Below are 13015 nucleotides of genomic sequence, written 5' to 3'. Positions count from 1 at the left end.
GTTCTTCCGTACAAGAATGCGGTGATGTTGAACCCGTGGCGCCTGAGGCTGCTGAGCCGGCTCGACACCCTCGGGACGGTCCGCGCGGTGGCGCAGGACGCGAACCTGAGCGCGTCGAGCGTGTCGCAGCAGCTGGCCGTGCTCGAAGCGGAAACCCGCACCCAGCTGCTGGAACGCACGGGTCGCCGGGTCAGGTTGACGCCGGCGGGGCTGATACTCGCGCGGCGCGCGCGGGCGATCCTCGACCACATGGACACGGTCGAGGCGGAGCTGCGCAGCCTCGGCGAGGAGCCCGTCGGCCAGGTCCGGCTCGGCGCGTTCCAGAGCGCGATCCACACGATGGCGGTCCCGGCGGTGACGCGGCTCGCGAGCGCGTACCCGCACCTGGAGGTCGAGCTGCTGGAGCTGGAGCCGCACGAGAGCATCCCGGCCCTGCGCGGCGGCGACGCGGACGTGATCATCACGACGACCGACTTCGTGCAGCAGCCGCTGGGTCCGGACCTCGACATCGTCCCGCTGGCGACGGACCCGATCGTGCTGGTGACGTCGTCGGAAGGCCCTCGCGGCCCGGCGGACCTGTCGGCGTACGCGGACTCGCCGTGGGCGCTGGACGTGCCGCGGTCGTACATGGCGAACCTGACGCTGCGCCTGTGCCGCGAGTCGGGTTTCGAGCCGCGGGTGGTGTGCCGGTTCAGCAATTACCTGATGACGTTGCAGCACGTCGAGGCCGGGTTGTCGATCGCGCTGCTGCCGGAGCTGGCGGTGGACCGCCGTTATCGAGTGTCGACGCGTGAGCTGATATCCCCGGTGACCCGCACGATCGCGGCGGTGGTGCGGAGGGGAACACCGTTGCGCGCGGGGGTGAACGTGGTGTTGGACGTCCTGCGGCAGCCGCCGGACCTCCCGGCCCTCACCGAGTGGAGCCCGTAGCGGCTATTTCTTGTCGTCTTCGTCCGGGGTTTCTTCCGGCATCATCGACGGCTCGCCACCGCGCAGCGATTTGATCGTGTCGGTGAACCCTTTGAGCCCCCGCTCGGACAGCGCGGCGATACCCAAGGCGGCGGAGGTGAGGACGCCGATGGTCGGTTCCGGCGGGGGCACCGAATCGATCCTCGCCTCGTGACCGGTCCGGATCTCGGTCTTTTCGTGGCCGGTCTTGGGTTTCTCCTCGCTGGTTTCGGCTTTTTCGCTTTCGGGACGTCCTTCGATGACCGAGTCGACGTATTCTTCCGCTTCCTCGGACTCTTCCAGCTCGTCCTTCTCCGGATCGTCCGGCACGTCGTCGTCGGCGACTCCGACCTCTTCACGGTTCGGCTTCTCGCGCTCGGGAGCCGGCTGACCCGGGGTTTGCAGTTCCTCGAGTTCGCCACGTTCGTTGACAACGGCCAGATAGTCGTTCGGTCCCAGTTCCGGGATCCTCGACTCCGGCGGGGGCGGGCCTCCGGGGTCGTCGTCCGTTCCAGGGCCGTCGGGCGGGTCGCCGGCGTCGGGCCCGGGAGGTCGGCCGGAGTCCTGCGCTTCCGCGCCGGCCTCCCGGACGCCCAGGTTCAGCTCCTGCTGATCCTGTCGCGCGGGGATCTCGACGGGTGACCGCTCGGGGCCGGGGATCTCGGGTCGCGCTTCGGCTTGGTCCGGCCCGTCGGGGATTTCCTGGCTCGGGGCTTGCTGCTCGACCCGCGCCTCGGCGGACGACTCGTTCGCGGCCTGGGTGCGCGGGGTGAGCTCCCGTTCCCGCTCGAAGTCGCCGTGTTCCTCGGGCGCATCGCGTTCGACGGCCTGTTGCTCCTGCCCGGCTGCCGGTTGTTCGGTCTGGGCCTCGGAAGTCGTCGAGTTCCACTGGCCGTCCCAGCGCGGGTCGTCCGGCTTTAGTTCCCGTTCCCGCTCGGTGTTGTCCGGGTCGTCGGCGTCGGTGTCGGACTGGTCGTCGTCGGGAGGGTTGGGGTCGTCGGCGGGGTCGGTGGCTTCGTCTTCGCGGCGGTCGGCTTGGTCGGCTCGATCAGCCTGGTCAGCCTGGTCGGTTTCGTCGGTTTCGTCGGTGCGTTGGTCGTCGGCGGTTTCGTCTTCGCTGCGGTCGGTCTCGTCCGCGGTGTTGTCGTCCTCGAGGCGGTCCGCCTCTTCGGTGCGGTCTTCCGCGCCCTCGGTGTCGCCGGGAGGGTTGGGGTCTTCGGCCTGCTCGTCGGCGGCGGGGGTTTCGTCGGTGTCTTCGGGAGGGTTCGGGTCCTCGGCGCCATCGTCGGCGGCTGGGGGCTCGTCGGCGTCGTCGGTCTCGTTGGTGGCGTTTTCCTCCGGAACCTCCGCACTCTCAGGTGCCGGCTCGTCGTCCTCGACCGGGCCCTCGTCGGGCGGCGGTGCCTCGGCTGAATCCGCTGGCTGGGCGCCGTCCTCGACTGGGCCCTCCGCCGAATCCGACGGCTGGGCGCCGTCCTCTACCGGGCTCTCCTCCGACGACTCCGTCGCGCCCGGCTCCTCGTCCTCCACCGGGCCTTCCGCGCGGTCGTCCGATGGCGGGTCCGGGGGCGGCTCCGGCGCCTCCGGTGCGTCGCTCGTCTCGCTCAACTCAGCCCCCTCGCTTCGTGTCCATCCGCAGGACCCGGGCCGCTGGGAACCTCAGGTTCAAGAACCCCGTCGCCGCGTTGAACTGCTCCACTCGATCTCGCGCGTTGCTCAGGCGCCCCGCTGCCACGCTGATCAACGTCGGCGACGTCGTCCCCAGCACCGTCGCGTCGTCGTTGCGCCAGGTGTCCGGCCGCTGCCGCAACGCTGACAGCTGCTCAGCGGGCGTCGAACCCGGAAGCGTCAACCCCCGCGACGCCGTGTCCACCGGCTCGTCCCGCTTCAACGCCACCAAAACGTCGTACCAGCGGTAACTCCCCGCCTGCCAGCGGACCTCGACGCCGTCGCACCCCGGACTACCCGACAACGTCTGCCGGGCCGACGAAACCAAATGCGCCAGGAACGCGTCCGCCGGGTTGTACTCCGTGATTCCCGCGTACCGGGCGTCCACCGCGGTCTGGAGACGGTGCGCCACCGCGCACTCCAACGTCCGCTCGTCGTACGCCGCGTGCAGCGAAGCGATCCACGACGAGGACGGCGAAGGCGCGGGACGACCCGTGATGTGCGCGACCGTCAGCAACTCCAGCCACAGCACCAGGCGCGGGTCCTCGTCCGCGCGGTACACCGCGTCGCCCAGCTCTCGGAGCGAGCACGGCCGAGCGGCACATGACTGTCCACAAGCAACACTGCGCAGCGAAGCCAAAGCCGGAGTCGAAGAAGCCAGAGAAGCGTCCTCGAGAGACGCGCGCAGCGGCATCGACAGCCGCAGCGGGCGGTCCATTCCGTCCGTGAACACCGCCGCTCGGCCCGGGGGCAGCGTCACGACGTGGCGGGACTGGGCCTCGCTCAGGTTCATCGTCGCGCCGACCGCCGAACGGTCGTCCAGGGCCGGGAGGCGGTGGAGGATCTTGCACGCCGTGTTCTTGATGACGTCCGGCACGATCTTGCCCGGGATCTGCTCCGCCACGACGATCCCTTCGCCGTACGCCCGGATCTCCGCCAGCAGCGACGTGAACAGCTCCACCGCGTGCTCGGTCGGGCTCCCCGGCTCCGCCCGCTTCAGCAACCGGTGCGCCTCCTCCAGCACCAGCACGTGCTTGAGACCCGACGCACCGGCCACGTGGTGGACGCGCAGGTGCTCGAACAGGCGGATCAGCACCGCGCCGATGAAGAACGCCTTGTCCATGTCGGACCCGATGTCCTCGATCTCCAGGACGACGTTGCCGCGCAACAACTCCGCGACATCCAACGGGTGGCCGCCCTCGAAGAACCGGCCGGGCGTCCCCAGCCGGAGGGAGCCGATACGGACGTCGACGAAGCCGCGGACGTTGTCGGCGACCTCCTTGCCGTAGCCGATGCCCTTGACCACCTCGATCGCCGTCGTCTGCAGGTCGCCGAGGCTCGGGTACTTCACCGGGCCGACACGCCCGCGGACCTCGCCGGTCACCGGGTCCCAGCCCTGGTCGACGTAACACCTGGTCAGCGCCTGCGCGAGCACCTGCGGGAACGGCTCGTCCGCGTCGAACGCCGCCAGGAACAGCGCTCGCGTGAGGTCCAGATGCGTCTGCAGCGGGAAGCCCGCCGCCGGTTCCAGCGGGTTCAGCCCGGCCGGGTACGCGTCCGGGTCGCCCGGGCGGATCACCGTCACCCGCCCGGAAGAGCCCAGCCGGCCCGCCATCGCCGCGTACTCGGCCTTCGCCGGCTCGATGACCAGCCACGGCACGCCCGCCTCGTGCAGGCCTTCGAGCAGGTGCCGGACGGTCTGGGACTTGCCCGAACCCGTCGCGCCCGCGACGAACGTGTGGCGGTTGAGCGTGTCGAGCGCGACGCGGAACTCGCCCACCGGCTGGTCGGCGTCGTCGAGGACCGTGCCGAGCGGGATCTCGCCGGTGAACTCCGGGGTGACGTCGAACAGCGGTGGCTCGGTCATCCGGATCCCCGGCAGCTCGCGCCGCGGCGGGCGGGCGATCGCGGCGACGAACTCGCCGGGCGCCGAGAAGGCACCCTCGTTCTTCCACACCGCGTCGAACGGGACGCAGTCCGTGCCGGGTGTCAGCACGTACGGGAGCGCGTCGAGGTCGCTGGCACTGCAGAGCAACGCCGCCGCGGCGCGGGTGCCCGGCTCGTCCGGGCCGCCGACCAGGACGTGCACCGTCCACAGCCCGGCGGACTGCGCCCGTGACAGCTCCCGGTACCGGCCCTCCGCCCGCAGCAGCGCGATCCGGTCCGGCTCGGAGTTCTCCCGCTGCCGCAGCCGCGGGATCGTCGTCTCGAGCCCGAGCAGCTCCCGCTCGACGGCGTCGGCACTCCGGGGCTCGGCGATGATCAGCCAGACGAACTCGCCGGGCAGGTGGGCGACGTAGTCGTCGAACCCGCCGCGGCCCGGTGGCCGCTCGCCCGACTGCGGTGTCCACAGTGGATCGGGCGCGCCCGTGCAGCGGGTCCACGCGGGCAGCGCGGCCCAGTCCGGCGTGGGTACCGGCGTACCCAGGCTGCCCGGCGGGTAGAGGATCGGCGCCGGCCCGTCAGCCGGGCGCGCGACAGGCGAGTGCGGCCGGCCGCCGACCAGCACACGCAGGGGTCGTGCCCCGCCCGTGCGCTCCCAGGCGACGGCGAACGCCGCGTCCGGGCCGCGGTGGCGCAGGTCGGCGTGGGCCGCGGTCAGCGCGGCGAAGAGCTGGGCCGGGACCCGGCCGCCGGTCTCATCGGGCCGGTCGGCGTCCGTCGCCAGGTCGTCGCCGCGGGGAACGGACAGCAGCCGGTGGAAGCGGAAGCCCTCCGACAGGGACATCAGCGCGGCAGCGCGTCGCGGGCGACCCGGTCGAGCAGGACGATGCCGGGGTTGCAGTCGCCCATGACCACCCGACGCCCGGTGGGACCGGCCTCGACCAGCACGAACGCCGTCGGCGCGAGCGACTGCAGCGCGGTCGGCTCCACCTGGAACTCGTACACGCGGGCCCGCGTCTCGCCCTCGCTGCGCGAGATGGCTTCGGACTGGTTGACGGTGTCCTGCCAGTTGCTCTCGCGTGAGGTCGACGAGCTGGTGTTCCGGCTCCAGTTCGAGCCCGACGACCACGACCCGCCGCTGCCGCCGCTACCGCTGTTGAAGCTGCTGCTGCCGCCGACGCTGTAGCCGCGGCTGTTCGACGAGCCGACCGAGCCGCCGGTGCTGGACGAGTTGCCCTCGGTGAAGGTCTTGCCCATCTCGGCGGTCAGCTGCGAGAGGACGAACTTGAAGCCGCGGCCGATGAACTCCGCCGCGTTCGCCGCCTCGTTCGCGTTGCCCAGCTGCATCAAGAGGCTGACGCTGCCGGAGCCGCCGAGCAGCTTCTGCAGGTCGTCACGCAGGTGCCGGAGCAGGAAGACGAGCCGGACGCCCGCGCGCCGGGCCTGCTGGGCCATCGCTTCCAGAGCTTCGAGGCCGATCTGGTCCGCCCCCGCGACGACCAGCACCTCACGGCCGGTCGTGTCCCGCGAATGCAGCTCCTGGAGCGCGCGGTGGAAGACGACGTGGTCGAGGAACCGCTTGTGCCGCCCGATCTTGGTCCGGGTCGCGACGACCGAGAGGCCGCGCGACGGCCAGCTCGCCCGGAACCCGGTGGGCACGCCTTCGGCGGCGCTCTCGGCCCGCGCCAGCCCGCGGATCTCGCCTTCGAGCGCGATCAGCTCGTTGCGAACCTGCTCGGTGTTGCCGACGGTGTCCACATAGGAGTTGAGCTTCCGCAGCTCCTCGGCCGACAGCGTCTCGTCGGAGCCCGCGTCGTACACGCGGCGCAGCACCTGCAGCCCGGCGACGAGCTTGGTGAACGTGACCGGCCCGCTCAGCCGCTCGGCGACGGTGGTGAGCAGGTCGGCGTGCAGGCCGCGCAGGTCCTGCCCGAGTGCGGTCCGGTTCAGGTTGTACATGGCTTCGGCGAGGACCTCGGCCAGCTCGTGCGGGTCGAGGTCGCCGAGCAGGCCGAACGCGCCGAGGTCGCGCGGCAGCTCGTGCACCGCGACCTCGTAGCCCTTGGCGGCCGCGGCGATCGCCAGGTCGTCGCCCACGGCCATGTCGGTCAGGTCCAGCAGCAGCATCGACGCGCCGCCGGCCAGCTGGGCGGCGCCGCTGGTGGCGAGCAGGCTCGCCCAGCCGTCCTCGGTCCCGCCGAAGACGTCGACGCGGTTCGGCCGCGAGCTCAGCTTCACCGGCTGCCACAGCATCGCGGAGCCGAAGCGGTCGCGCTCGCGGCGGTCGTGCTCGGCAACCCGCTGCTCCCAGGCGAAGTGGGCCTGCGTGTACGACTCGAGCGCGCGGTTGTAGTTGGACTCGTAGCCGCGCTTCATGACGGTGAACCGCCGCCGCGTCCGGAAGAAGTGCACGACCGCGAGGATGATCCCGATGCCGAGCACGACGGTGGTGGTCACCTCGGCGGCCTGCGGGATGGTCTTCGAGACAGCGTCCATCATCCCGCCGACCATCACGACGAGGACGAAGGTGAGCGCGAGCCAGCCCAGCAGCCCCAGCCAGGCACGCTTGCTGCGCCGCTGCCGCAGCTGGTAGTCGTGCGGCGCGTACACCTGCTCGGCGACCGGCGGGGCGGCCGCCTCCGGGCTCAGGGTGACCGCCGCCGGCGGGGTGAACTCCCAGCCCCAGTTTTCGCGTGCCCCGAAAAGCCGCTCCCACATTTCGGTCGTGCCGCCGACCGCAACGTCCCGCCCCTGCACTGGCCCCTCCGGAGTCCGCCATTCGCCCGGTTGCCGGATCAGTGTGCCCCGGGGGACCGACGAAAGTGACAGCGTTCCCCCGATCGTCCACATCCGGCCACTGTCCGCTGGACGGCACGTGGCCGGGGGCGGACACTCGGTGCGTGCGCTTGGCGATCAGGGTCGGCGGGGTCGTGCAGGGCGTCGGCTTCCGGCCCTTCGTCCACGGTCTGGCGCTGCGGATCGGCGTCTCCGGGCTCGTCGGGAACGACGTCCACGGCGTGTTCGCCGAGGCCGAAGGCACGCCGGATCGGGTCGGGGATTTCGTCGCCGCGCTGACGGCCGAAGCGCCGCCGCTGGCGGTCGTCGAGCACGTCGAGACCCGCGAAATTCCCCCGATCGGGGACACCGGGTTCCGGATCGTCGCCAGCTCGGCCGGTGGGGTCGCCGACACGCTGATCTCCGCCGATTCCGCGACCTGCGACGACTGCCTGCGGGAGCTGCGCGACCCCGGCGACCGGCGGTTCCGGTACCCGTTCGTCAACTGCACGAACTGCGGCCCGCGGTTCACGATCGTCCAGGGCGTGCCCTACGACCGGCCGCTCACCACCATGGCCGGCTTCGCGATGTGCGCCGAGTGCGAGCGGGAGTACGACGACCCGGCCGACCGGCGGTTCCACGCCCAGCCCGTCTGCTGCCCCGCCTGCGGGCCCACGCTGCGGTTCGAGCCCGGTGGCGGGGAGCCGATCGCGGCGACCGTCGAAGCCCTGCGTGAGGGGAAGGTGGTCGCGATCAAGGGCCTCGGCGGCTACCACCTCGCCGTCGGCGCCCGGCACGAAGAGGCCGCGACGAAACTGCGTGCGAGGAAACACCGCGAGGACAAGCCCTTCGCCGTCATGGTCGCGGACCTGGCGCAGGCCCGGGAGCTGGCCGAAGTCGACGCGACAGCCGAAGAGGTGCTCAACGGCAGGCGGCGACCCATCGTGCTGCTCCCGAAGACGGCGGATCTCGCGGCCGCCGTCGCGCCCGGGAACCGGCGGATCGGGCTGATGCTGCCCTACACGCCGCTGCACCACCTCCTCCTGCAGGAGACCGGGCCGATCGTGCTGACCAGCGCGAATGTGTCCGACGAGCCGATCGTGTACCGCGACGAAGACCTCGGCCGCCTGCAGGGCATCGCCGACGCGTTCCTCACCCACGATCGGCCGATCCACGTCCGGACCGACGATTCCGTCGTCCGGATCACCCGCGGCGGACCCCAGGTCCAACGGCGGTCACGCGGCTATGCGCCGGAGCCGGTCCGGCTCGACGCGAAGCGGGACCTGCTCGGCTGCGGCGCCGAGCTCAAGAACACCTTCTGCCTCGCCAAGGGGCGCCACGCCTTCGTCTCGCACCACATCGGCGACCTGGAGAACTACGAGACGCTCAAGTCCTTCACCGAAGGCATCGAGCACTTCAAGCGCCTCTTCGACATCGAGCCGGCGCTCGTCGCGCACGACCTGCACCCCGAGTACCTGTCCACGAAGTACGCGCTCGACCTGGACGTCGACCTGCTCGGCGTGCAGCACCATCACGCCCACATCGCCGCCTGCCTGGCCGACAACGGCGAAGACGGTCCGGTGCTGGGCGTCGCCTTCGACGGCACCGGCTTCGGCCCCGACGGCACCATCTGGGGCGGCGAGTTCCTCCTCGCCGACCTGACGAGCTACCGGCGTCTCAGCCATCTCCGGCCGGTCGCGATGCCCGGCGGTGTCATGGCCATCCGGCAGCCCTGGCGGATGGCAGCGTCCTATGTGGACGAACTCGGGCGGCCGGCCCGGGAAGACGTCGTGAAGCTCAAACGCAGCGGCCTCAACTCACCCCTGACCTCCAGCGCCGGCCGCCTCTTCGACGCCGCCGCCGCGCTGCTCGGCGTCCGGGACACCATCACCTACGAAGGCCAGGCCGCGATCGAGCTGGAGCAGCTGGCCGACCCGGCCGAAACGACCGCCTACCGGGCGCGCATCGACGAGGAAGTCCACGGTGAGGACCTCATCGCCGCCCTCCTGGACGACCCCAGCGCGAAACCGAAGAGAGCCGCCCGGTTCCACAACGGCGTCGCCGACGCGATCGCGCGGACCTGCGACCGCTTCCGGGACCACAGCACCACGGTCGCGCTCTCCGGCGGTGTGTTCCAGAACGTCCTGCTGCTCGACCGGACGGTCGACGAGCTGGAACGACGGGGCTTCCGCGTCCTGACCCACCGGAACGTGCCCACCAACGACGGCGGGATCAGCTTCGGACAGGTCGCCGTAGCCAGTCGTACCACTCGGTGAGGCCGTCGCCGCGCGTCGCGCTGACCCGCAGCACTGCGGCCGACGGGTTCACGCGGCGGACGTCCCGTTCGAACTCGGCGACGTCGAAGTCGACGTACGGCAGCAGGTCGACCTTGTTCAGCAGCACGAGGTCCGTCGCGGCGAACATGTGCGGGTACTTCAACGGCTTCCCCGGCCCCTCGGTCACCGACAGGACCACGACCCGCGCCGTCTCGCCGAGGTCGAACAGCGCCGGGCAGACCAGGTTGCCGACGTTCTCGATGAACAGCGTCGAGCCCGCCGGTGGTGACAGCGAATGCAGCGCCCGGTGCAGCATCGACGCGTCGAGGTGACAGCCGGCGCCGGTGTTGATCTGCACCACCGGCGCGCCCGTGGCCTTGATGCGTTCGGCGTCGAGCAGCGTCTCCTGGTCGCCCTCGATCACCGCGCACGGCGCGTCCGAGGCCCGGATGGTCCGCTCCAGCAGCGTCGTCTTCCCCGCGCCGGGCGAGCTCATCAGGTTGATCGCGAAGACGTCCGACGCACGCAGGTGCGCGCGGTTGTGCGACGCGAGTTCGTCGTTCTTCGCCAGGATGTCCTGCTCCATGACCACGGTGTGCGCGTGGTCGGTGATCCGGACGGCCGAATCCGAGCAGCCGCAGGTGTCACACATGGCTGACCTCCACCGAAGTGATGCGCAGTTCCCGCCCCGCGAGCACCGAAACGTCGGCGCTGCCGCAGGGGCACAGCAGGATGAAGTCGTCGAGGGTGAACTCGTCGCCGCAGTCGCGGCAGCGGGCCTGGCCCCTCGGCTCGGCGATGTCCAGGCGGGCACCTTCCAGCGAAGTCCCCGCGCAGAGGACGTCGAAGCAGAACCGGACGCTGTCCGGCACCACCCCGGACAGCCGCCCGATCTCCAGCCGGACGCACGACACCGCCGCCTCGCCGAGGCGGGCGACGATCGCGTCGACGACCGACTGCGTGATCGCCATTTCGTGCATTCAGCAGATCCTCGGCAGCGGGTCCCCGACCAGCAGATCCACGATCCGGGTGCCACCGAACGCGGTGTTCAGCAGCACGATCCCCGGCGGGTCGTCGGCGATCCGGCCGATCACCGCGGCGTCCGCGCCGAGCGGGTGCGAGCGCAGCGCGGCCAGGGCGGCGTCGGTCTGGGCGCCGTCGACGACGACCACGATCCGGCCTTCGCACGCGACGTACAGCGGGTCGATGCCGAGCAGCTCCGACGCGCCGCGGACCTCGTCGCGCACCGGGACGGCCTTCTCGTCGACGACCACGGCGACCTCCGCGGCCTTCGCGATCTCGTTGAGGATCGTCGCGACGCCGCCGCGGGTCGCGTCCCGCATCGCGCGCACGCCGGGGACCGCGGCCAGCAGCCCGGCGACCAGCTCGTGCACCGGCGCGGTGTCGGACTCCAGGTCGGCGTCGATGTCGAGCTCGCCGCGGGCCAGCATGATCGTGACGCCGTGGTCACCGATCGGCCCGGAGACGAGGACGGCGTCTCCGGGCTTCACGGTGGCCACGCCGAGGCCCGTGCGGGTGAGCACCCCGACCCCGGCCGTGTTGACGTACACGCCGTCGGCCTTGCCGCGCTGGACGACCTTGGTGTCTCCGGTGACGATCTGGACGTCCGCCGCGAGCGCCGCCGTCTTCATCGAGTCGACGATCTTCAGCAGGTCCTCGACCGGGAAGCCTTCTTCGAGGATGAACCCCGCGGTCAGGTACAGCGGCCGCGCGCCGGACACGGCGAGGTCGTTGACCGTGCCGTTGACCGCCAGGTCGCCGATGTTCCCGCCGGGGAAGAACAGCGGCGAGACGACGTAGGAGTCCGTGGTCAACGCGAGCCGCGCGTCGCCGATGGTCAGCGACGCCGAGTCTTCGAGGGGTTCCAGCAGCGGGTTGCGGAACGCGTCGAGGAACACCGCTTCGATCAGCGTGTGCGTCGACTTGCCGCCCGCGCCGTGCGACAGCGTGATGCGCTCCTCGCGCACCTTCGCGCGCCGGCGCCGCGCCCGCTCGATGCGGTCGAGGACCTGCTGCTCGCGTTCCGTCGTGGTCATGCGCGGCTCGCCTCCCGGACGCGCTGACGGCTGAACCGGCCGAAGTTGTAGTACGCCGCGCAGGCGCCTTCGGGCGAGACCATGCACGTCCCGATCGGCGTCTCCGGGGTGCACGCGGTGCCGAACACCTTGCACTCCCACGGCTTCAGCACGCCCTTGAGCACCTCGCCGCACTGGCACGCCTTCGGGTCGGCGACGCGCAGGCCGGGGATCTCGAAGATCCGCTCGGCGTCGAACTTCGCGTACTTCGCGCGGATCGCCATCGCCGAATGCGTGATGAACCCGAGGCCGCGCCACTCGAAGTACGGCCGCAGCTCCATGACCTCGTTGATCGCCTTCAGCGCGACGAGGTTGCCGTTCCAGGGGACGACCCGGGAGTACTGGTTCTCGACCTCGGACCGCCCCGACGAGAGCTGGACCATCAGCATGTAGATCGACTGCAGGATGTCCAGGGGCTCGAACCCGGCGACGACGACGGGCTTGCCGTAGTCGCGGGCGATGAACTCGTACGGCCGGCAGCCGATCACCGTGGAGACGTGGCCCGGGCCGATGAAGCCGTCGAGCCGCAGGTCGGGGGAGTCGAGGATGGCCTTGATCGCCGGGATGATCGTGACGTGGTTGGCGAACACCGAGAAGTTCTCGATGCCTTCGGCGGCCGCGCGCAGGAGCGTCATCGCGGTGGACGGCGTGGTCGTCTCGAACCCGATCGCCATGAACACGACGCGCAGGTCCGGGTTCTGCCGCGCGATCTTCAGCGAGTCGAGCGGCGAGTAGACCATCCGGATGTTCGTGCCTTCGGCGTTGGAGTCGAAGAAGTTCCCGCCGGAGCCGGGCACGCGCATCATGTCGCCGAACGACGTCATGAGCACCCCGGGCTGCCGGGCGATGTGGATGGCGTCGTCGATGCGGCCCATCGGGATCACGCACACCGGGCAGCCCGGCCCGTGCACCAGCGTGATGCTCTCGGGCAGGTAGTCCTCGAGGCCGTGCTTGTAGATGGTGTGCGTGTGCCCGCCGCAGACCTCCATGAACTTGTAGTGGCGGCCCGGCTCGCACAGCGACGTGATCTTCGCGGACAGCGCCCGCGCCTTCTCCGCGTCGCGGAACTCGTCGACGAAACGCATGACGACTCCTCTAGTCGATCCGGGATTCGAGCAGGGCGGCCATTTCGTCCTCGTAGGCCTTGCCGATGCTTTCGAGGAACTCCAGGGCGGCCGCGGCCTCCTGCTCGTCTATTTTGGACAGTGCGAAGCCGACGTGGATGAGGATCCAGTCGCCCGGCTTCGGCGGGTCGTCGTCGAGCAGGCCGATGTTGATGAGCCGCTTGACGCCGCTGACCGAGACTTTCGCGAGGTCCGGGCGCTCCTCGCTGAGTTCGATGATCTCGCCCGGGATCCCGAGGCACAT

Annotated in this window: 10 protein-coding genes; 2 read left to right on the top strand and 8 right to left on the bottom strand. The window is 70.8% G+C overall.

Features of this window, described 5'->3' with window-relative positions; all coding sequences use genetic code 11:
• Window positions 1-24 precede the first annotated feature (24 nt).
• Window positions 25-930, top strand: a complete 906-nt coding sequence (locus tag ACZ7PG_RS16275; RefSeq protein ID WP_470239849.1) for a LysR family transcriptional regulator — start codon at window positions 25-27, stop codon at window positions 928-930.
• A gap of 3 nt (window positions 931-933) precedes the next feature.
• Here ACZ7PG_RS16275 and ACZ7PG_RS16270 read toward each other — a convergent pair whose 3' ends face one another.
• From ACZ7PG_RS16270 to ACZ7PG_RS16260, 3 genes are all read right to left on the bottom strand, one after another.
• Entirely contained in the window at window positions 934-2478 is a 1545-nt protein-coding gene (locus tag ACZ7PG_RS16270) for a hypothetical protein (RefSeq protein ID WP_470239848.1), read from the bottom strand.
• 79 nt (window positions 2479-2557) lie between these two features.
• On the bottom strand, window positions 2558-5344 hold the full coding sequence (locus tag ACZ7PG_RS16265; RefSeq protein WP_470239847.1) for an ATP-binding protein: 2787 nt from the start codon (window positions 5342-5344) through the stop codon (window positions 2558-2560).
• Window positions 5344-7218, bottom strand: coding sequence for a hypothetical protein (locus ACZ7PG_RS16260; protein WP_470239846.1), 1875 nt, complete (start codon window positions 7216-7218; stop codon window positions 5344-5346). Before ACZ7PG_RS16260 ends, ACZ7PG_RS16265 begins: the two co-directional genes overlap by 1 nt.
• Before the next feature lie 182 nt (window positions 7219-7400).
• On the opposite strand from ACZ7PG_RS16260, the gene hypF reads away from it, so the two are divergent.
• Complete coding sequence (gene hypF, locus ACZ7PG_RS16255; RefSeq protein WP_470239845.1) at window positions 7401-9551, top strand: carbamoyltransferase HypF; 2151 nt, start codon at window positions 7401-7403, stop codon at window positions 9549-9551.
• Here hypF and hypB read toward each other — a convergent pair.
• From hypB to ACZ7PG_RS16230, 5 genes are read right to left on the bottom strand one after another with little or no spacing between them, the layout of a single operon-like run.
• On the bottom strand, window positions 9508-10203 hold the full coding sequence (hypB, locus tag ACZ7PG_RS16250) for a hydrogenase nickel incorporation protein HypB (protein WP_470239844.1): 696 nt from the start codon (window positions 10201-10203) through the stop codon (window positions 9508-9510). The genes hypF and hypB overlap by 44 nt on opposite strands.
• A complete protein-coding gene (locus tag ACZ7PG_RS16245) occupies window positions 10196-10531 on the bottom strand; it encodes a hydrogenase maturation nickel metallochaperone HypA/HybF (RefSeq protein WP_470239843.1) in 336 nt (111 codons plus the stop codon). The genes hypB and ACZ7PG_RS16245 overlap by 8 nt, the downstream gene beginning before the upstream one ends.
• Window positions 10532-11608, bottom strand: a complete 1077-nt coding sequence (hypE, locus tag ACZ7PG_RS16240; RefSeq protein WP_470239842.1) for a hydrogenase expression/formation protein HypE — start codon at window positions 11606-11608, stop codon at window positions 10532-10534.
• On the bottom strand, window positions 11605-12732 hold the full coding sequence (gene hypD, locus ACZ7PG_RS16235; RefSeq protein ID WP_470239841.1) for a hydrogenase formation protein HypD: 1128 nt from the start codon (window positions 12730-12732) through the stop codon (window positions 11605-11607). Before hypD ends, hypE begins: the two co-directional genes overlap by 4 nt.
• Window positions 12733-12742: 10 nt before the next feature.
• Window positions 12743-13015 (bottom strand): HypC/HybG/HupF family hydrogenase formation chaperone, encoded by a 273-nt coding sequence (locus tag ACZ7PG_RS16230; protein ID WP_155548558.1) that lies wholly within the window; start codon window positions 13013-13015, stop codon window positions 12743-12745.

The organism is Amycolatopsis sp. NPDC114504 (assembly GCF_055633595.1).
This window is presented reverse-complemented; position numbering and strand designations above follow the sequence as displayed.